Origin of the sequence: Amycolatopsis keratiniphila subsp. keratiniphila, assembly GCF_001620365.2 — a bacterium.
In the GTDB taxonomy this organism is placed as follows: domain Bacteria; phylum Actinomycetota; class Actinomycetes; order Mycobacteriales; family Pseudonocardiaceae; genus Amycolatopsis; species Amycolatopsis keratiniphila.
In genome coordinates this window covers 25,254-43,621 of the sequence record NZ_LQMT02000033.1, presented here as the reverse complement: position 1 = coordinate 43,621, position 18,368 = coordinate 25,254, and the positions used below count along the sequence as shown (strand labels likewise).

20 protein-coding genes are annotated in these 18,368 nt (G+C 68.8%); 11 read left to right on the top strand and 9 right to left on the bottom strand.

The window, feature by feature from the left end; all coding sequences use genetic code 11:
- The first annotated feature begins 39 nt into the window (after positions 1-39).
- Positions 40-2,010 (top strand): acetate--CoA ligase, encoded by a 1,971-nt coding sequence (acs, locus tag AVR91_RS31945; RefSeq protein ID WP_063273881.1) that lies wholly within the window; start codon positions 40-42, stop codon positions 2,008-2,010.
- 164 nt (positions 2,011-2,174) lie between these two features.
- The gene (locus tag AVR91_RS31940) at positions 2,175-2,660 is read left to right on the top strand and encodes a DUF6319 family protein (RefSeq protein WP_063273882.1); all 486 of its coding nucleotides are present in this window, start codon (positions 2,175-2,177) and stop codon (positions 2,658-2,660) included.
- Positions 2,661-2,714: 54 nt separating this feature from the next.
- On the opposite strand, the gene AVR91_RS31935 is transcribed toward AVR91_RS31940, so the two are convergent.
- Together AVR91_RS31935 and AVR91_RS31930 are read right to left on the bottom strand one after the other, a co-directional pair.
- On the bottom strand, positions 2,715-3,050 hold the full coding sequence (locus AVR91_RS31935) for a cupin domain-containing protein (RefSeq protein ID WP_063273883.1): 336 nt from the start codon (positions 3,048-3,050) through the stop codon (positions 2,715-2,717).
- Entirely contained in the window at positions 3,047-4,351 is a 1,305-nt protein-coding gene (locus tag AVR91_RS31930; RefSeq protein ID WP_063273884.1) for an MFS transporter, read from the bottom strand. Before AVR91_RS31930 ends, AVR91_RS31935 begins: the two co-directional genes overlap by 4 nt.
- 107 nt (positions 4,352-4,458) lie before the next feature.
- Here AVR91_RS31930 and AVR91_RS31925 point away from each other — a divergent pair, with 107 nt between their 5' ends.
- On the top strand, positions 4,459-5,139 hold the full coding sequence (locus tag AVR91_RS31925) for a DUF2848 domain-containing protein (protein WP_063273885.1): 681 nt from the start codon (positions 4,459-4,461) through the stop codon (positions 5,137-5,139).
- Here the strand turns inward: AVR91_RS31925 and AVR91_RS31920 are convergent.
- Both AVR91_RS31920 and AVR91_RS31915 read right to left on the bottom strand, forming a co-directional pair.
- On the bottom strand, positions 5,103-5,879 hold the full coding sequence (locus AVR91_RS31920) for a tRNA(His) guanylyltransferase Thg1 family protein (protein WP_063273886.1): 777 nt from the start codon (positions 5,877-5,879) through the stop codon (positions 5,103-5,105). The two genes, AVR91_RS31925 and AVR91_RS31920, sit on opposite strands and share 37 nt — an antisense overlap.
- A gap of 3 nt (positions 5,880-5,882) precedes the next feature.
- A complete protein-coding gene (locus tag AVR91_RS31915; RefSeq protein ID WP_063273887.1) occupies positions 5,883-6,335 on the bottom strand; it encodes an ATP-binding protein in 453 nt (150 codons plus the stop codon).
- Positions 6,336-6,447: 112 nt separating this feature from the next.
- Here AVR91_RS31915 and AVR91_RS31910 point away from each other — a divergent pair, with 112 nt between their 5' ends.
- Positions 6,448-7,167 (top strand): VIT1/CCC1 transporter family protein, encoded by a 720-nt coding sequence (locus AVR91_RS31910; RefSeq protein ID WP_063273888.1) that lies wholly within the window; start codon positions 6,448-6,450, stop codon positions 7,165-7,167.
- 101 nt (positions 7,168-7,268) lie between these two features.
- Here AVR91_RS31910 and AVR91_RS31905 read toward each other — a convergent pair whose 3' ends face one another.
- Positions 7,269-8,729, bottom strand: coding sequence for a peptide MFS transporter (locus tag AVR91_RS31905; protein ID WP_063273889.1), 1,461 nt, complete (start codon positions 8,727-8,729; stop codon positions 7,269-7,271).
- A 208-nt stretch (positions 8,730-8,937) separates the two neighbouring features.
- Here AVR91_RS31905 and nhaA point away from each other — a divergent pair, with 208 nt between their 5' ends.
- From nhaA to AVR91_RS31885, 4 genes are read left to right on the top strand one after another with little or no spacing between them, the layout of a single operon-like run.
- A complete protein-coding gene (nhaA, locus tag AVR91_RS31900; RefSeq protein WP_063273890.1) occupies positions 8,938-10,137 on the top strand; it encodes a Na+/H+ antiporter NhaA in 1,200 nt (399 codons plus the stop codon).
- Positions 10,138-10,188: 51 nt separating this feature from the next.
- Entirely contained in the window at positions 10,189-10,683 is a 495-nt protein-coding gene (locus AVR91_RS31895; protein ID WP_016337874.1) for a phage holin family protein, read from the top strand.
- 15 nt (positions 10,684-10,698) lie between these two features.
- On the top strand, positions 10,699-11,622 hold the full coding sequence (locus AVR91_RS31890; RefSeq protein ID WP_063273891.1) for an alpha/beta fold hydrolase: 924 nt from the start codon (positions 10,699-10,701) through the stop codon (positions 11,620-11,622).
- Positions 11,619-12,035: a DnaJ family domain-containing protein gene (locus tag AVR91_RS31885; protein ID WP_063273892.1), complete on the top strand. Its 417-nt coding sequence runs from the start codon at positions 11,619-11,621 to the stop codon at positions 12,033-12,035. The genes AVR91_RS31890 and AVR91_RS31885 overlap by 4 nt, the downstream gene beginning before the upstream one ends.
- Before the next feature lie 91 nt (positions 12,036-12,126).
- On the opposite strand, the gene AVR91_RS31880 is transcribed toward AVR91_RS31885, so the two are convergent.
- The 4 genes from AVR91_RS31880 to nth are packed head-to-tail and all read right to left on the bottom strand — an operon-like array spanning position 12,127 to position 15,298.
- The gene (locus AVR91_RS31880) at positions 12,127-13,311 is read right to left on the bottom strand and encodes a MarP family serine protease (RefSeq protein WP_063277322.1); all 1,185 of its coding nucleotides are present in this window, start codon (positions 13,309-13,311) and stop codon (positions 12,127-12,129) included.
- Between the two features lie 6 nt (positions 13,312-13,317).
- On the bottom strand, positions 13,318-14,025 hold the full coding sequence (locus AVR91_RS31875) for an NUDIX hydrolase (protein WP_063277323.1): 708 nt from the start codon (positions 14,023-14,025) through the stop codon (positions 13,318-13,320).
- Entirely contained in the window at positions 14,022-14,618 is a 597-nt protein-coding gene (locus tag AVR91_RS31870) for a TlpA family protein disulfide reductase (RefSeq protein ID WP_063277324.1), read from the bottom strand. Before AVR91_RS31870 ends, AVR91_RS31875 begins: the two co-directional genes overlap by 4 nt.
- Positions 14,615-15,298 (bottom strand): endonuclease III, encoded by a 684-nt coding sequence (gene nth / locus AVR91_RS31865; protein ID WP_063277325.1) that lies wholly within the window; start codon positions 15,296-15,298, stop codon positions 14,615-14,617. Before nth ends, AVR91_RS31870 begins: the two co-directional genes overlap by 4 nt.
- A gap of 238 nt (positions 15,299-15,536) precedes the next feature.
- On the opposite strand from nth, the gene AVR91_RS31860 reads away from it, so the two are divergent.
- The 3 genes from AVR91_RS31860 to AVR91_RS31850 all read left to right on the top strand — a co-directional run bounded on the left by AVR91_RS31860 (position 15,537) and on the right by AVR91_RS31850 (position 18,364).
- Positions 15,537-15,788: a hypothetical protein gene (locus tag AVR91_RS31860; RefSeq protein WP_005166943.1), complete on the top strand. Its 252-nt coding sequence runs from the start codon at positions 15,537-15,539 to the stop codon at positions 15,786-15,788.
- A 160-nt stretch (positions 15,789-15,948) separates the two neighbouring features.
- Positions 15,949-16,623, top strand: coding sequence for a Crp/Fnr family transcriptional regulator (locus AVR91_RS31855; protein ID WP_003081747.1), 675 nt, complete (start codon positions 15,949-15,951; stop codon positions 16,621-16,623).
- A gap of 478 nt (positions 16,624-17,101) precedes the next feature.
- The gene (locus tag AVR91_RS31850) at positions 17,102-18,364 is read left to right on the top strand and encodes an MFS transporter (protein ID WP_172843619.1); all 1,263 of its coding nucleotides are present in this window, start codon (positions 17,102-17,104) and stop codon (positions 18,362-18,364) included.
- The last annotated feature ends 4 nt before the right edge of the window (positions 18,365-18,368 follow it).

Below are 18,368 nucleotides of genomic sequence, written 5' to 3'. Positions count from 1 at the left end.
CGGGCGTGAAGACACGCGAATCACAGGAGGCATCGCACCATGACCGAGCAGTCGCCGGCGCTGGACAATTTGCTCACGGAGAGCAGGACCTTCCCCCCGAGTGAGGCTTTCAGCGCGCAAGCGAATGCCACCGCCGACTTCTACGCCGAAGCCGACACCGACCGGGAAGCGTTCTGGGCCAAGCAGGCCGAGCGCCTGCACTGGGAAACGAAGTGGTCGCAGGTACTGGACTGGACCAATGCGCCGGTCGCGAAGTGGTTCGTGGGCGGGAAGCTGAACGTCGCGTACAACTGCGTGGACCGCCATGTCGATTCCGGGCACGGCGACCAGGTCGCCATCCACTGGGTCGGCGAGCCCGGCGACAGCCGTGACATCACCTACGCGCAGTTGAAGGACGACGTTTCCCGCGCGGCGAACGCCCTCGAATCCCTCGGCCTCGAGGCGGGCGACCGCGTCGCCATCCAGATGCCGATGGTGCCCGAAGCGATCGTCGCGATGCTCGCGTGTGCCCGCATCGGCGTCCTGCACAGTGTCGTCTTCGGTGGTTTTTCCCCGACAGCACTGCGTTCCCGGGTGGACGACCAGGCGGCGCGGATCGTCATCACCACCGACGGCCAGTACCGCCGCGGCAAGGCCGCCCCGATGAAGGCCAATGTCGACGAAGCGCTCGAAGGCGCCGAATCGGTCGAGAAGGTCATCGTCGTGCGCCGCACCGGCGAAGAGGTGCCGATCACCGAAGGCCGCGACATCTGGTGGCACGAACTGGTCGACGGCCAGTCCGCGGAGCACGCCCCGCAGGCGTTCGACTCCGAGCACCCGCTCTTCATCCTCTACACGTCCGGCACCACCGGGAAGCCGAAGGGCATCCTGCACACCTCCGGCGGCTACCTGACCCAGGCCGCGTACACGCACCACAACGTCTTCGACCACAAGGCGGGCGAAGACGTCTACTGGTGCACCGCCGACATCGGCTGGATCACCGGGCACACGTACATCGTTTACGGGCCGCTGGCGAACAGGACGACGCAGGTCGTCTACGAAGGCACCCCGAACACCCCGCACGAGGGCAGGCACTGGGAGATCGTGCAGCAGCACAAGGTCTCCATCTACTACACCGCACCCACGCTGATCCGGACGTTCATGAAGTGGGGCAACGAGATCCCGCAGAAGTACGACCTCTCGTCGCTGCGTGTGCTGGGCAGCGTCGGCGAGCCGATCAACCCCGAGGCGTGGATCTGGTACCGCGAGAACATCGGCGCGAACTCCGCGCCGATCGTGGACACCTGGTGGCAGACCGAGACCGGCGGGATCATGATCTCGCCGCTGCCGGGCGTCACCGCCACGAAGCCGGGCTCCGCGCAGAAGGCGCTGCCGGGCATCTCGGCGAAGGTCGTCGACGACCAGGGCGTCGAGGTCGGCAAGGGCGGCGGCGGATACCTGGTGCTCGACAAGCCGTGGCCGGGCATGCTGCGCGGCATCTGGGGCGACGAGCAGCGGTTCCGTGAGACCTACTGGTCCCGCTTCGCCGACCAGGGCTACTACTTCGCCGGAGACGGCGCGAAGTACGACGCCGACGGCGACGTCTGGCTGCTGGGCCGGGTCGACGACGTGATGAACGTGTCCGGGCACCGCATCTCGACCACCGAGGTCGAGTCGGCGCTGGTCTCGCACCCGACGGTCGCCGAGGCCGCCGTCGTCGGCGCGACCGACCCGACCACCGGGCAGGGCATCGTCGCGTTCGTCATCCTGCGCGGCAACGCCGTGGATGGCGGCGACGAGGCGGTCCAGGAGCTGCGCGATCACGTCGCCAAGGAGATCGGCCCGATCGCGAAGCCGCGGCAGATCCTGGTCGTGCAGGAACTGCCGAAGACGCGGTCCGGCAAGATCATGCGCCGCCTGCTGCGTGACGTCGCGGAGAACCGCCAGGTCGGCGACGTGACGACGCTGGCCGACTCGTCGGTGATGGACCTGATCTCTTCGGGCCTGAAGTCCGGCAAGTCCGAGGAGTAGCCGTCCCAAACGTCATGAAAGGGTCGTTCAGGACACTTTTTGTCCTGAACGACCCTTTCATGACATCCGGCACGCTTACCACACCCCGCCGGGCACGAGTCGAACGCCTGTTCTAGGATGTGCCGGGTACCACCCCATACCCGGGCAAGGAGACGACACCGACGATGACCGTGGATGCCTTGACACGCACTGACGCCGTGTCCGAAGAAGCGGCTACCGAAGCGCCCGTCGACTCGACGCCGCAGGCGGAGACGGCCGAAGCCCCGGCCGAGGCGAAGACCGAGACTCCGGAGAACCCGGAACCCGCTGCCGAAGAGGCGGCGGTCGAGTCCCCCAAGCCGAAGCGTGGCCGTCCGAAGGTCGCCACGACGGCGAAGAAGACCCGCACCGTCGAGCTGACCCTCACGGTCACCGGCACCGCCGACGGCGAGTGGCAGGCCGAGCTCAAGAACGGCGCCAAGTGGGTCGCGAAGGGCCTGGAGATCCCGGCCGCCGCCGTGTCCCGCGCCGCCAAGGAGCTGCACGCGGACCTGTCGGGCCCGATCGACGAGGTCATCAACGCAGCCCGCGAGCTGCAGGCAGCGAAGGTGGCCCAGCTCGAAGCCGAGCTGGAGAAGGCGAAGCTGGCGCTGGCCGAGCTGGACGCCTGAGACTTTCCTCCCGACCGGGGCGGACGCTGGATATCAGTGTCCGCCCCGGTTTCTTCATTCCGCGATCGGTGGCCGCGAAGGCGGCGGCGTCTTGAACTCGACCCACTGACTGTCCACAATGGCCTCGACGCTGTGCGGGACTCCGCGCGGATGGACGATGGTCCCGCCCGCTTCGAGCGTCACTTCCCGGCCGTCGAGCGTGCCGCGCAGCGAACCCGAAATCAGGTACACGATGCTGTCGTGATCGTGGCTGTGCACGGGCGAAGCGACGCCCGCCGGATAACAGATCTCGTACGCCAGGCCGCCTTCCGCCGTCGCGAGCGTCCGGAACCGGCCCTGTCCGCCGATCAGCGGCAGACCCTCCACAGTGGACATCCGAGCCCAGGTCATCGCACGGGCTCCATGGCAGCGGCCTCCTCGCGGTCCGGGTCACGGGCGAGCACGACACCGATGATGGTCACCACCGCGGTCACGAGCAAGTAGCCCCCGATCGCGAGCCAGGTGTCGAAACCGGCCAGCAGCGCGGTGAACAGCAGCGGCGCGGGCGCCCCGCCGATCACGCCGGCCAGCGTGTACGCCAGCGAGCTGCCGGTGTAGCGCAGGCGCGGCGAGAACTGCTCGGTGACGAGGGCGGCCTGCGGGCCGTAGAGCGCGGCGTGGATGACCAGCGCGAGCACGATCCCGATCGCCAGCATCGCGAACGAGCCGCCGCTGACCATCGGGAAGAACACGAACGGCCAGATCCCGGCGGCGATGGTCGCGAACAGGTACATCTTGCGCCGGGAGACCCGGTCCGAGAGCGCGCCGAACAGCGGCATCAGGATCAGCTGGAACGCGGAACCGATCATCACCGCGGCCAGCCCGGCGCCGCGCGAGAGGTCGGTGTGCGTGGTGACGTAGGTGAGGACGAAGACGGTGAACAGCGCGTAGAGCACGTCCGGGCAGACGCGGATCAGGACGGCCGCCACGAGCGCGCGGCGTTCGGTGCGGAAGACCTCGGAGATCGGCGCCGACGAACGTTCGCCCCGCTCCTGGATCTGCTTGAAGACCGGCGTCTCCTCCAGCTTGAGCCGGATCCACAGCCCGAACCCGACGAGCGCGCCGGACAGCAGGAACGCGATCCGCCAGCCCCAGCTGTTGAACTGGTCCTCGGTGAGCAGCGCGGCCAGGACGGCGAGGACACCGTTGGCGAGCAGGTTGCCCGCGGGCGGGCCGATCTGCGCGGCCGACGCCCAGAAGCCTCGTTTGCCGGGATCGCCGAACTCACTCGACAGCAGGACGGCGCCACCCCATTCGCCGCCGATGCCGACGCCCTGCGCGAACCGCAGCGCCACGAGCAGCACCGCCGCGAAGCCGCCGATGGTCTCGTACGTGGGCAGGACGCCGATGAGGAACGTCGCCACGCCGGTGAGCACGAGCGTCATGACCAGGATGCGTTTGCGGCCGAGCACGTCGCCGAGGCGGCCGAAGAGGAACCCGCCGAGCGGCCGGGCGAGGTAGCCGACGGCGTAGGTCGAGAACGCCGCCATCGTGCTCGCGAGCTGGTCTTCCGAGGGAAAGAAGAGATGCCCGAAGATCGTCGCGGCCGCCACCGAGTAGGCCGCGAAGTCGTACCACTCGAGCGCTGTCCCCGAGAGGCTGGCCGCGAAGGCCTTGTGCAACGAACGCCGGTCACCGGCTGGTGAGGTCATGTCCACATCCGTCCGTAGGAGATCCGCAACCCCGCCGGGAGGGGTTGAATTGCGGATATACTCCTTGTATACAAGCTGTATGCGCAACCCCCAATCTCGGAGGATAGATGCCTGAGCTGCGTTTCACCCTTCCCGACGGCCAGGAGCGGCGGACCGAGGTCCACACGCTGCTGAACGCCGGATACGCCGGTCGCAGCCAGGAGGACGTCGCCGCCCACGTGGCCGAACTGGCCGAACTCGGCGTCCCCGCGCCTTCGGTGATCCCGGCGCTCTACCCGGTCGCGCCGTACCTGGCGAGTCAGACCGACGAGGTCCCGGTGCAGCACGAGCGGACCTCCGGCGAGGCCGAATGGGCCATCGTCATCACCGGTCCCGAGCCGGAGGACGTCCTCCTGACCGCCGCCTGCGACCACACCGACCGCGCGCTCGAAGCGCACGGCGTCGCGTGGAGCAAGAACGCCGGCCCCGACGTCCTCGCCACCAAGGCGTGGCGGCTCGTGGACGTCCAGGACCGGCTCGACGACCTCACGTTGTCCGCCTGGGCCGGGGAAACCCTGATCCAGCAAGGGAAACTCGCCGAGCTGCTCCCGCCGTCGTACTGGCTGGACGTGCTGCGCGAGCGTGACCTCTACGCCCCGGGGACCGTGCTGATCTCCGGGACGATCCCGATGGTGCACGGCGTCGACCAGTTCGCCGGCTCCTGGCGCGTCGAACTGGGCGACCCGGCGACCGGCGAGACGATCGAACTCGCCTACTCCGTGCGGCGGCTGCCCGAGCCGATCGGCTGAAGCAACTCGCCGAGGAAGGCGCGATATTCGCCCTTCATCGGCAACTCGCGGTCGACGCGGACGCGGCGGCGGATCGCGGAGACCTCGACCTCTCGCACCGGGTCGAAACCGGTGCGCTCGTAGGACTCCCGGTACAGCCCGACGCCGCGGCGCTGCCAGGCGGGGACTTCGGCGAAATTGACGCCGTGCGCGAAGAGCAATTCGTTCTTCTCGGAGACGCCAGTGCCTTCGAGAGCCGCGCCGGCCTCACTCGGCGATTTCCCCGCCTTGCGCAGGATCCAGTAGCACCAGCCGTTGAGCGCGCAGCGGGCCGCGTCCGCCTGACGCCAGGAGAAGTAGTCGACGACGTCGTCCGCGGTCGTGCCGAGCCAGACCCGGCCGTCGAAGTGCGCGGGCACCCCGGCCGCGTGAGTGAACGCGGCCGACGCGACGCCGGCGGAGATCGACACGAGCTTCTCCACGCCCCGGCCGAACAGAGCGGCGGACGGCGGGAGCACCAGCGAGATCTCGTCGCTTTCCGTGTACACGTAAGGCGAGGCGAACTCCGCCAGCAACGCGCTCGCCGCTTCGGCCATGCAGTCGGCGAACCGGGGATCGAACGGTTTCTCGAACCGCGCTTCGGTGAACTTGGAGAAACCCCGGCCGTCGACGCGGAGCACCGTCCAGGCTCCCGGTGGCACGGTCAGCCCGTGGAACCACTCGCGTTCCCGTTGCCGTGCCTCGAAATCACCGGCGTCCATGCCTCACCCCCGCTCCACGACGAAACCGCCTTCGCCGTCGAAACCGACGGTGTACAGCTCGTCGAAACCGTCTTCGGCGCTCGGACGCCGCAGCCGCTTGAGAGTCGCATACAGACCGACGTCGGGCACCCGGGTTTTGCCGCTCCGGAGCGCGTTGCGCTCTTGGGAGCCTTCGAGATCCGGCGGGAACCAGTACCCGCAGACGCGCGCGCCGTGCCGTCTCGCGACTTCGATCAGCGGCGTCCACTCCTCCGGCGACGGATTGGTGTTGTCCACGACCACCGAACGGCCCTCTTCGAGCGCCTCGGCCAGCATCCGCAGCTGCCGCCGCTGCCGTCGTTTGGCGTTCGGGAAGTGGTCCTTGCTGAGGTGGACGTGCGTGCCCGCGAACGCCCGCCGGAAGAACGTCGACTTCCCGGACGCCTGCAACCCGATCAGGATCATCACCTCGGCCATGTCCGGCAATCTATCCGACGACTTAGGTAAGGCAATAATGAATAAGGATTGCCTCAATTGACCGAAACGCTTTCCGCTCGCATCGTGCCGTTTTCCGTGTTTCACTGAAACGGTGACCGATACGGTATCGACCGAACATCCCCACGAACCGCACGCGGATCTGGGCGGCAAACTGAACTGGTTGCGCGCCGGGGTGCTCGGCGCGAACGACGGGATCGTGTCGGTGGCGGGCATCGTGGTCGGCGTCGCGGGCGCGACCACCGACTCCACAATGATCGCCACCGCGGGAATCGCGGGGCTCGTCGCGGGCGCGCTTTCGATGGCGGGTGGCGAATACGTCTCCGTGAGCACCCAGCGCGACACCGAACGCGCACAGTTGCGGCTGGAAAAGCGCGAACTGAAAGAGATGCCCGAAGCCGAAGAACGGGAACTCGCGCAGATCTACGAAGGCAAGGGCCTTTCCCCGGAACTGGCCGCCGAGGTCGCCCGCGAACTGACCGAAAAGGACGCGCTGCAGGCGCACGCCGAGGCCGAACTCGGCATCGATCCGGACAACCTGACCAGCCCGTGGCAGGCGGCATGGGCCTCGCTGGTGGCGTTCACCGTCGGCGCGCTGCTGCCGTTGCTGGCGATCGTGTGGACGTCGACCTCGGCACGCGTCTGGGCGTGCGCGGCGGCCGTCGTGGTCGGGCTGGCGCTGACCGGGTTCATCAGCGCGAAACTCGGCGACGCCCGGGCCGGCCGCGCGATCGCGCGGAACGTCGGCGTGGGCGCGCTGACGATGGTGGTGACGTACTACGTCGGTGTGCTGTTCGGGACCACCGTGGGCTAACGGCGGTCCCAGGTAGCGAAAGGGCCCTTCACCGCTTCCTATGCGGTGAAGGGCCCTTTCAGCACCTCCGAGGGTCGCTCGTCAGCGCGGGAAGAAGTGCGTCAGTGAACGCCCTTCATCAGCTTGCGGATCATCGGCGTCGCCACCAGGAGCGCTACACCGACCACGATGGCCACACCGCCGACGATGCTGAAGTACGGCGCTTCGTCGTCGACCGTGTAGTACTCGGCGAGCTTCCCGGACATCGCCGTACCGAGCGAGATCGACAGGAAGTTCAGCGCCACCATCTGCGTCCTGAACGCCTCCGGCGCGAGTTTGGTCGACAGCGAGAGACCGACCGGCGAAAGCATCAGCTCCGCCATGGTGAACACGAACAGGATGCCGGCCAGCGCGAGCAGCGGGCTCGCGTTCTTGCCGCTGCCGACCATCGGGAGGAACAGCAGGAACGCCACGCCCATGGTGACCGTGCCGAGCACGAACTTGATCGGCGAGGACGGCTGCCGCGAGCCGAGCTTCGTCCAGATCGCCGCGATCACCGGCGCGAACAGGATGATGAACACCGGGTTGATCGAGTTGACCCACGCGACCGGCATCTCCCAGCCGAAGATCGTCCGGTTCAGCCGCTCGTCGGTGTAGGCCGCGACGACGGTGAACTGCTGCTGGTACAGCGAGAAGAACGCGGCGCTCGCGATGAACATCGGGATGAACGAGTACACCCGGCTGCGTTCGTCGGAGGTGATCTTCTTGCTGCTGATGATCACCACGAAGTAGATCACCGAGATGACCGCGACGGCCCAGACTACGACGTCGACGAGGTTGCCCGGGTTGATCACGCCGAAGACCACGAGCAGCACGATCGCCACGACACCCACCAGGGTGCCGCCGAAGACCAGCGGCCGCTGCGACGCGGGCAGCGGGTTGGGGACCTCGCTCGCCTTCTCGCCGAGGTTCTTGCGGCCGATCGTGTACTGGATCAGGCCGAGCGCCATCCCGACGGCGGCGAGCCCGAAGCCGACGTGGAAACCGATCTCGCTCTGCGCGAGGCCGGTCAGCAGCGGCCCGACGAAACCGCCGATGTTGACGCCCATGTAGAAGATGGTGAAACCACCGTCGCGGCGTTCGTCACCCGGCGCGTACAGCGTCCCGACGATGGCCGTGGCGTTGGACTTCAGCCCACCACTGCCCACCGCGACGCAGACGAGACCGACGCCGATACCCGCCAGCCCCGGCAGCACGGCGAGACTGATGTGCCCGATCATGATCAGGATGGCGCTGTAGAACAGCGTCCGTTCGGAGCCGAGGACGCGGTCCGCGACCCAGGCGCCGATCACCGCCGACAGGTAGACCATGCCGCCGTACGCGCCGACGATGCCGAGCGCGGAGGCCTTCGGCAGCGCGAGGCCACCCTGACTGACTTCGTAGTAGAGGTAGATGGGGAGGATGCCGAGCATCCCGTAGAACGAGAACCGTTCCCACATCTCGACGCCGAAGAGGTTCGCCAGCCCTCGTGGGTGCCCGAAGAACCTCGTGTCTTGCTGGACCTCGGTAGAGGTACTCACCATGCCGTCCTTATCGAAGACATCGTTGTCGGTTTTCAGTTGACATGCTAGAAGCCCAGCATGTGGACGGGACACCGACGTCCGCATGGATCTTGTGTCAACCGTCATGAAGGCATGATTTCCGCAGCTCCGGGCGTTAAAGTCGCGTCAAGGTGCGCCGGGAAGCCTGGTCGGCAACAGTATTCATCGTCGCCGAAAACCGGAGGTTGCCTTGTCCGGCCCGAACCGCCCCGCGAAAGCCGTCGTCGCGGACTTCGCCCGCTATCTCCGCACGGAGACCACCGGCGGAATGATCCTGCTCGGCGCCACCGCGATCGCCCTCCTGTGGGCGAATTCGCCCATCGACGACCTTTATCGCACCATCCGCGATTTCCGGCTCGGCCCCGAAGTGCTCCACCTGAATCTGACGATCGGTGACTGGGCGAAAGACGGCCTGCTCGCGCTCTTCTTCTTCGTCGCGGGGCTCGAACTCAAACGTGAACTCGTGGTCGGTGAACTTTCGCGGTTCAAGCAGGCGATCCTGCCGGTGGTCGCCGCGATCGGCGGCATGGTCGTCCCGGCGCTGGTCGCGCTTGCCGTCGGCTGGGGAGCGCCGGGTATCGAACGGGCGTGGGCCATCCCCGTCGCCACGGACATCGCGTTCGCGCTGGGCGTGCTCGCGCTGACCGCGTCGAATCTGCCGAGCAGCGCCCGGGTCTTCCTGCTCTCGCTCGCGGTGGTCGACGACCTCGGCGCGATCCTGCTCATCGCGATCCTGTTCACCGCGAAGTTCGACCTCGTCGCCGCGGGTGTCGCCGTCGTCGCGCTCGCGCTGTACGCGTACCTGCAGCACCGCCGCGTCCGCAGCGCCTGGATCTACGTGCCGCTGGCCTTGATCACCTGGGTCGCGGTGCATTCGGCGGGCATCCACGCCACCATCGCCGGCGTCGCGCTCGGCCTGCTCACCCGCGTCCGCGCCGACGAGGGCGAGGAGCACGCGCCCGCGATCCGGCTCGAACACCGGTTGCAGCCGTGGTCGGCCGCGGTCGCGGTGCCGTTGTTCGCGCTGTTCGCCGCGGGGATCAAAGTGGACAGCGAATCGCTCAGCGCGGTGTTCACCACGGCGTTGCCGCTGGCCGTGCTGATCGGGCTGGTCGGCGGGAAGCTGCTCGGGATCTTCGGCGCCAGCCTGCTCGCGGTGAAGTTCAAGCTCGCGGAGAAACCCAGGGGCATGGGCTGGCGTGACATCGGGGCGCTGTCGATGCTCGGCGGCGTGGGGTTCACCGTCAGCCTGCTGATCGCCGATCTCGCGCTCGACGGCGAAGCCGTGGACCAAGCCAAGATGGCGGTCTTGATCGCCTCGGCGGTCGCCTCGCTGGCGGGCGCCGGGATGCTGCTGCACCGCAGTCGCGTGCACGCGCGCGAGGATTGAACCGGCGACACTCGCCGGTCCGTCGCGCCCGTGATCGGGGCACGTGGCACGATGACCGGTGTGAGCAGCCCCAAGCACGAACGTACCGGCCCCGACGGCGTGGGGGCCGTGCCCTACCTCCCCCTGTCGAGCGATGACGACGTGGTAGCGAGCGAGCAGTCCCTCGGGAAACTCGTCGGCGATGCCACACAACACGTCTCGACGCTGATCCGCGCCGAGGTCGAGCTGGCCAAATCCGAGGTCGTCGCGGAGGCGAAGAAGGGCCTCAAGGGCGCCATCTTCTTCCTGGTCGCGCTGGTCGTCGGGCTGTACAGCTCGTTCTTCTTCTTTTTCTTCCTCGGCGAGCTGCTGTCGGAGTGGCTGATGCGCTGGGCGGCGTTCGCGATCGTGTTCGGGCTGATGCTCGCCACGACGGCGGTCGCGGGCTTCCTCGGCTACCGCAAGGTGAAGAAGATCAAGGCGCCCGAGCGCACGATCAACAGCTTCAAGGACACCGCCGCCGCGTTCAAGCCGCGTCATGACGACGCGCCCGCGGACCGCGACTGAGAAGTCTTCGAGTCGGTGCAGGCGACACCGGATCCGTCGATCGTCCGGATCGACGGTCCGTGGACCCATCGTGACGTCTCGGCGAACGGCATCCGGCTGCACGTCGCCGAGCTCGGCGACGGACCGCTGGTGGTACTGCTGCACGGGTTCGCCGAGTTCTGGTGGACCTGGCACCGCCAGCTGACCGCGCTCGCCGACGCCGGTTTCCGCGCGGTCGCGGTGGATCTGCGCGGCTACGGCGACTCCGACAAACCCCCGCGCGGCTACGACGCCTGGACCCTCGCGGGCGACGTCGGCGGGCTGATCAAGTCGCTCGGCGCGCGCAAGGCCCATCTCGTCGGGCATGCCTGGGGCGGCATGCTCGCGTGGACGGTCGGCGCGCTGCATCCGCGGCTGGTCTCGTCGGTGAGCGTGCTGGGCGGCGCGCATCCGCTGGCGTTGCGCCGGGCCGTCCGGCGGCCGGGGCAGCTGCGGGCTTCGGGGCATCTGTTCCGCTTCCAGTTGCCGATGGCGCCGGAGAAATGGCTGGTCAGGGACGACGCGCTCGCCGTCGAAGAGTTGTTCCGCGCCTGGTCCGGTCCACAGTGGACGGACACGGCGGAGTTCACCGACGCCGTGCGGGCGTTTCGGCAGGCGATGCTCGTGCCGGGAGTGCCGCACAGCGCGCTCGAGTACTACCGATGGGCGTTCCGGGCACAGTTCCGCGGCGAAGGACGCCGGTTCGGCGAAGCGCTGCGAGGCCGCTTCGCTCCCCGCGTGCTGCAGCTGCACGGTGAAGAGGATCGATGCGTCCTTCCCGACACCGCGGCAACGTCCCGTCGCTGGGCCCCGGACGCCCGCCTCGAGCGCTGGCCGGGCATCGGGCACTTCCCCCATCTGGAGGCCCCGGACCGCACGTCGGCCGCGTTGCTGGAGTTTTTCCGTACCCTGGACGCATGACCGAGCGCAAACCGACGGGCGTGTCGTTCGAGTCCTGGGTGGACAGGCAGGTCAGTGCCGCCGCGGCGAAGGGCGAGTTCGACGACCTTCCCGGCGCGGGGAAACCGCTGCCGAAGAGTGACGGCAAGGACACCGCGCTGGCCTGGGTGGTGAACAAGGTCCGCGCCGAGGGGCACGACGTTTCGGCGCTGCTGCCGCCTTCGCTGGCGATCGCGAAGGAGCTCGACGATCTGCCGGACACCCTGGCGAAGGTGCGCCGGGAGGCGCGGGTGCGGGAGATCGTCGAGGACCTGAACGAGCGGATCCGCGCCGAGCACCGGCGTCCGGCGGGCGGTCCGGTGCTGCGGGCACGGCCGCTGGACGTGGAGGAGACGGTCGCTTCGTGGCGCGAAGGCCTCTCGCCTTCCTCCTGACCCACCTCCCGCGCGTGCTATGAACGGTCCGTTCCTTGCAAATTTTGCAAGGAACGGACCGTTCATTGCATCGGCTGGTGAGTGAGTGGGCTCAGTTAGCGCACGGCCCCGTCGAGGTATTCGCGCTCAGCGCCGGAGCCGTCTCCACCACCGGCCGCACCTGCTCCGAAGTCAGCGTGAAGCCGGTCTCCGGATCCTCGACGGCCGCACCGAACACGACCCCGATGACCTCGCCTTCCGGGTTGATCATCGGCCCGCCCGAGTTCCCGCTGCGGACCTGCCCGCGCACGGTGAACACGTCGCGCTGCACGGTGTTGGACTCGTAGATGTCCGGTCCGCGCAGGTTGATCCGGCCGCGCACTCTGGCGGGCGTCGCGGTGTACGGGCCGTCGAGCGGGTAACCGAGCACGATCGCGTTGTCGCCGGCCCGCGCGACCCGCGGCGTGAACGGGAGCACCGGGGCCTGGAACCTCGGCACCGCGAGCACGGCCACGTCGGCCTCGGGGTCGAAGTAGACGACCCTGGCCGGGAACTTGCCCGAGGTCGACTCGATGGCGACCTCGTCGGTGCCCGCGACGACGTGCGCGTTCGTCATCACCCGCTGCGGCGCGACGACGAAACCGCTGCCCTCCAGCGCCCGCGAGCACGAGGTCGCGTTGCCGCGGATCTTCACCACACTGCGGTGCACCTGTTTGACGATCGCGCTCGCCTGCAGCGCGGTGTCCGGCGGGCTGGTGTCCTCGACGTTCGGCTTCTGGAACGGGTCCACAATGGACGGGAAGCCCGATGCGTCCAGCAGTTTGCGCAGTTCGCTCGGGAAGCCTTGCGCCGCTTCGGGCATGACGTCGTTGACGCCGCCGAGCACGACCGAGCCGTTGATCGACTTCGCCAGCCCCGGCACGCCCGAGACGGCGGTGAGCGGGGTCGCGATCAGCCACGCGACCACGAACACCACGGCGGCCTGCACCACCGCGCCGAGCGTCTTGTCGACGCCGGAAAGCTTGTCCGGGTTGATCTTCTGCCGCAGCCTCCGGCCTGCCCAGACCCCGAGGGTCTCGCCGAGCGCGACCAGGAACACCACGGTCGCCACCGCGAAGGCGACCTTCGCCGCCGGATGCTGGAAGAGTTCCACGACCAGCGGCGCGATCTTGATCCCCGCGAGCGCGCCGAGCACCACCCCGACCAGCGAGGGGAGGGCGATGATCACCCCCTGGAACGCGCCGGACACGCCCGCCAGCAGCGCGAGCAGGATCACCAGTACGTCGACCCAGTTCACCGGCGCCTACTCCTTCTCCGGCACTTGCCGCCCGTCGACCCGCGCCTGATGTTCGGCCAACGCTACGTCAAGGTCCCGGACGTCGCCGTGGTCCCAGTCCCGTTCCCAGCCGCCGAGCGCCAGCGTCATCGCCAGCAGGCCGCCCGTGAAGCCCCAGACGAACATCCCCCCGACGTCGAACGCCGGACCCTTCCAGTCGTAGCCCTTGCGCGTGACCTGGAACCGGTTGGCCGGGTCGGTGAGCTCGCTGACCGGCACCCTGGCCACGGCCGCCGTCTCGCCCGGGTCGACGGCGTGCACCGGCGATGGCGTCCGCCAGTAGGCGAGCACCGGCGTCACCGCGAAGCTCGACACCGGCACGAACAGCTCCGGGAAGACCGCCACCGGCAACACCCCCGCGGGCTCGACGCCGGTCTCCTCCTCCGCCTCGCGCAACGCGGTGCCGACCGGCCCGCCGTCCTCCGGCTCGGCTCCCCCGCCGGGGAAGCTGACCTGGCCCGCGTGCGAGCCGAGGGTGTCCGCGCGGCGCTGGAGCAGGACGTCGGGCCCCTGCGGGCCCTCGCCGAAGAGCATCAGGACGGACGCGGACCGGTAGCTCGCGTCCGGTGGCACGCTGAACCGGCTGAAGGTCGCCGCGTCGACTTCGCCGCTGATCTTGACCAGCGGTTGCAGCCAGGCGGGCACGGCCTCCGGGTCCACGAGGGGGCCGGTCATGGTGTCCCTTCCACAGCGGCGCGCACCTGGTCAGTGTTCAGGAAGACGCGTGGGTTCTCGATGAGCCGGACGTCGCCGCCCGCCGTGACCAGGTACGTCGCTGGCAGGGAGGAGGGGACCTTCAGTGCCGTCCGCACCGGCCCGGTCCGTCCGTCACCGTCGAACACGGACGGCAACCGGACACCCAGTTCGGCCAGCATCGCCAGCCCGTCGGCGCCGGAGCTCGCGACCTGGACGAGGAGCACGCGCGCGGCCCCGGGCGACGCCGCGTACTCCTGGAGCAGCGGCAGTTCGGCGCGGCACGGCTCGCACCACGACGCCCACAGGTTGACCAGCACGGGCCCGCCCGAGACCGCCTTGGCGAGGTCGACCCGGGAGCCGTCGCCAAGGCACTCGACGTCGACACCGGCCAGCTTCGCCACCTCACCCGGCCCAGGCGGCGGGCAGGGCGCGAGCGCGGCCTTCGCGCGCGCGGCCGTGAGATCCCCCGACGTCTTGGCGGGTGCCTGGTCGTCACGGGTCGTGAGCAACGCGACGATCAGGGCCACCACCAGCACGGCGGCACCGAGGGCCAGTTTGGTGACCCTGGTCACCGGCGGGCCGCCAGATCCAAGATGTGGTCGCGCTCTTCGCCCTTGACGAGCTTCGCGGCCTCTTCGAAACCCGTCGGGCCGGTTCCGTACGAGGGGCACATCTTGGCCAGCGGACAGGCGCCGCAGGCCGGTTTGCGGGCATGGCAGACGCGGCGGCCGTGGAAGATCGTCCGATGCGAGAGGAGCGTCCACTCCTTGCGCGGGATCAGCTCGCCGACGGCGTGCTCGACCTTGACCGGGTCCTCCTCCTCGGTCCAGCCCCAGCGGCGGACCAGGCGGCCGAAATGCGTGTCGACGGTGATCCCGGGGACCCCGAAGGCGTCGCCGAGCACGACGTTGGCCGTCTTGCGGCCGACGCCGGGCAGCGTCACGAGGTCCTTCAGCTTGCCGGGCACCTCGCCGTCGTAGCGCTCCACCAGCGCGGCACCCAGTCCCAGCACCGAGTTCGCCTTGGCGCGGTAGAAGCCCGTCGGGCGGAGGTACTCCTCGAGTTCGGCGCGGTCGGCGCCGGCGTAGTCCGCGGCGGTCCGGTAGCGCGCGAAGAGCGCGGGCGTGACCTGATTCACGCGGACGTCGGTGGTCTGTGCCGAAAGCACGACCGCGACCAGCAGTTCGAGCGGAGTGGTGAAATCGAGCTCACAGTGCGCGTCGGGGAACTCGTCGTCGAGGCAACGCTTCATCCGCCTGGCGCGTCTCACCAACGCGAGCCGGCTTTCACCCTTACCCCCCGCGCGGGGGGCATTGGTGGGGGCAGGAGGCACCCCGATAGCCTACGGGCGCCATCGGACGAGCCAGTGGGAGCATCCCGCCGGTCGACGGCCGACACGCCAGAGCACCACCTCGGCGCTTCGATCGAGGACGCCATGAGCGAGGATCTGGAGTAATGCACAACTTTTCGGAATTCCCTGGGCAGGGCGCATGACCGTCTGGTTCGTCATCCTCGTCCCCTTGGTGATCATGTTCTTCGCGCTGTTCATGGAACGCGTGGAGACCAGGCTCAAGCACGTCGCGGTGCAGGAGAACGAGGTCGAGGAGTTCCTCGAGCAGGCTCAGCCCAACGAGGTCAGGGCCCTTTACGGGCACGGCATCGGGCGCGCTCTCGAGCTTTTCCGGCTGCGCAGGCTGGGCGGGAAGGCGGCCAGGCTTCGCGCGCGACGCGTGCGGAGTTAGGCTCCACGTTCGAGCGAGATCGTTCCCGGCCCGCGCGCGCGTTCGGCGTGCCGACGAGCGATCTCGCGCGCACGACCTAGACTGACGCGAAAAGTGATCGACGACACGGCCCTCGGCAGAATGAGGATCGACGTCGTATCTCGATGAGGAGGCACCCGAGGTGGACGAAACCCTGGCCCGAGCGGGCATTTTCCAGGGTGTTGAGCCGGCAGCCGCCGAGGCGCTGGCACAGACCTTGGAATCCGTGGAGTTCCCTCGCGGGCATGTCATCTTCAACGAGGGTGAACCCGGCGACAAGCTTTACATCATCCAGTCCGGCAAGGTGAAGATCGGCCGCAAGTCACCCGACGGCCGCGAGAACCTGCTTGGCATCTTCGGCCCGTCCGACATGTTCGGAGAGCTGTCCATTTTCGACCCCGGCCCCCGGACGTCCAGCGCGACGACGGTGACCGAGGTCCGCGCGGTGACGATGGACCGCCCGGCGCTGCGGCAGTGGATCTCCACCCGCCCGGAGATCGCCGAGCAGCTGCTCCGCGTGGTCGCCCGCAGGCTGCGCCGGACGAACAACATGGTCGCCGAGCTGATCTTCACCGACGTCCCCGGCCGCGTGGCGCGGGCGCTGCTGCAGCTCGCGCAGCGCTTCGGCAGCCAGGAGGCAGGCCTGCTGCGGGTCACCCACGACCTGACGCAGGAAGAGATCGCCCAGTACGTCGGCGCCTCGCGCGAGACCGTCAACAAGGCTCTCGCCGACTTCGCGCACCGCGGCTGGCTGCGGCTCGAAGGCAAGAGCGTCCTGATCCTGGACCCGGAGCGTCTGGCCCGCCGCGCGCGCTAGCCCCCCCCGCACTTCAGAAGTGTCATGAAAGGGTCGTTCAGGACGTTTTTCGTCCTGAACGACCCTTTCATGACATCTGAGCCTGAACACAACGCTCGACACAACGAAGAGCCGGGCGCCACCCCCGACGTGGCGCACCGGCTCTTCGCTGTGCGCGGACCATCCCCCGACGATCCGCGCTCCCCGCCCTCCGGAACAAGGCCCCGACCCGTACGCCGGAGGGAGCTGGAAGCTGTGTGTTTGTCGTACAACCATCCACGGCCATCGGCCGTGAACTCAAGTTCTTTCACTCTCAAGGACGCCATCTGCGTCGATTTGTTGCCCCGAATGACCCAGAATCACCTGACTGTTACCCGATCGTGATGAACCCGGCCGATTCCTGGTCCGTAGTACCCGGATCCGGTGGTGACCAAACTTACCGTCGAAGATCTGGTACTCGCGTACCAAAGTGTTCATACTGGTACGCGTGTCCCAGTCTGTGTCCGCTTCCGCCGAGAGTCACCGCACCTCCCTCGCCGACTACCGCGCCGCGCTGACCGCGCCCGGATCCCGCGGGGCGGTGATCGCGTCGCTGCTCGCCCGCCTGCCGATCGCGATGATCGGTATCTCCGCGCTGCTCTACGTCCAGCGTGAGACGGGCTCCTTCGCCGCGGCCGGACTGGTGTCGGCCGGGTCGCTGGTGGGCGTCTCCGTGGGCGCGGTCGTACAGGGGCGGCTCATCGACCGCTTCGGGCCGACCCGCCCGCTGCTGACCACCACGGTGCTCTTCGCACTGGCGATGACCGGGCTGGTGTTCGCGATCGAGGCGCACGCCCCGACGCTCGTGCTGGTCCCGCTGGCCTTCGGCACCGGGATCACCGAACCGATGGTCGGCTCGGCCTCGCGGGCGCTGTGGACACGGCTGCTGCCCGCCGGGCCGACGCGGAACGCCGCGTTCTCCTACGAGGCGATCAGCATGGAGGTCTTCTTCATCCTCGGCCCCGGGTTCGCGGGGCTGCTGATCGCCGCGCCGTGGGCGGGCACCGGCATCGTGACCGGTTCGCTGACCATGATCGCGGGCGCGGTGCTGTTCGCGCTGAGCCCGACCGTGCGCGCGTGGGGGCCGTCGCCGTCGACGGGCGGGAAACTGCTCGGCGCGCTGGCCAGCCCCGGGATGCGCACACTCGCGATCGCCGCGCTGGGTTTCGGCGCGGTGATCGGATTCGTCGAGGTCGCCGTCCCGGCGGCCGCCACCGAGGCGGGGAACACCTCCATCGGCGGTCTGCTGCTCTCGGCCTGGTCGGTCAGCTCGGTCGCGTTCGGCGTGGCGTACAGCCTGCGCCCGTGGCCGCGTCAGATGGGCCTGCGGCTGCCGGTGCTGCTGGCCGGGTTCGGCGCGCTGGTGGCGCTGCTCGCGCTGCCGGGTTCGCTTTGGGGCCTCGCGCTCGCCATGCTCGCCGCGGGCGCGCTCATCACGCCGCAGTCGACGACGCACTCGGCTGCCATCGAGATCGCCGCGCCGAAGGGTACGGCTGCCGAGGCGTTCGGCTGGGTGCTCACCGCGGTGACCCTCGGTCTCGCGTTCGGGCAGTCGATCAGCGGCTACCTCGTCGAGCACGCCGGGCACGAAGCGGCGTTCCTCGCCGCCGGTGGGGTCGGGTTCGCGCTCGCCGCGGTGGTGTGGCTGCTGCGCGGCACCTTCCGCCCCCAGCCCGCCGCGGCCGCCACCGAAGCGCCCGAACTTGTCGGTGCCACCCGCTAGCTTG

Coding starts and splice junctions, on each gene's coding strand:
- AVR91_RS31905 (WP_063273889.1), bottom strand. CDS start 8,729: ATGGTGAGTACCTCTACCGAGGTCCAGCAAGACACGAGGTTCTTCGGG.
- AVR91_RS31920 (WP_063273886.1), bottom strand. CDS start 5,879: ATGGACGCCGGTGATTTCGAGGCACGGCAACGGGAACGCGAGTGGTTC.
- acs (WP_063273881.1), top strand. CDS start 40: ATGACCGAGCAGTCGCCGGCGCTGGACAATTTGCTCACGGAGAGCAGG.
- AVR91_RS31935 (WP_063273883.1), bottom strand. CDS start 3,050: ATGACCTGGGCTCGGATGTCCACTGTGGAGGGTCTGCCGCTGATCGGC.
- AVR91_RS31925 (WP_063273885.1), top strand. CDS start 4,459: ATGCCTGAGCTGCGTTTCACCCTTCCCGACGGCCAGGAGCGGCGGACC.
- AVR91_RS31915 (WP_063273887.1), bottom strand. CDS start 6,335: ATGGCCGAGGTGATGATCCTGATCGGGTTGCAGGCGTCCGGGAAGTCG.
- AVR91_RS31860 (WP_005166943.1), top strand. CDS start 15,537: ATGACCGTCTGGTTCGTCATCCTCGTCCCCTTGGTGATCATGTTCTTC.
- AVR91_RS31885 (WP_063273892.1), top strand. CDS start 11,619: ATGACCGAGCGCAAACCGACGGGCGTGTCGTTCGAGTCCTGGGTGGAC.
- AVR91_RS31940 (WP_063273882.1), top strand. CDS start 2,175: ATGACCGTGGATGCCTTGACACGCACTGACGCCGTGTCCGAAGAAGCG.
- AVR91_RS31930 (WP_063273884.1), bottom strand. CDS start 4,351: ATGACCTCACCAGCCGGTGACCGGCGTTCGTTGCACAAGGCCTTCGCG.
- AVR91_RS31875 (WP_063277323.1), bottom strand. CDS start 14,025: ATGACCGGCCCCCTCGTGGACCCGGAGGCCGTGCCCGCCTGGCTGCAA.
- AVR91_RS31895 (WP_016337874.1), top strand. CDS start 10,189: ATGACCGGTGTGAGCAGCCCCAAGCACGAACGTACCGGCCCCGACGGC.
- nth (WP_063277325.1), bottom strand. CDS start 15,298: ATGAAGCGTTGCCTCGACGACGAGTTCCCCGACGCGCACTGTGAGCTC.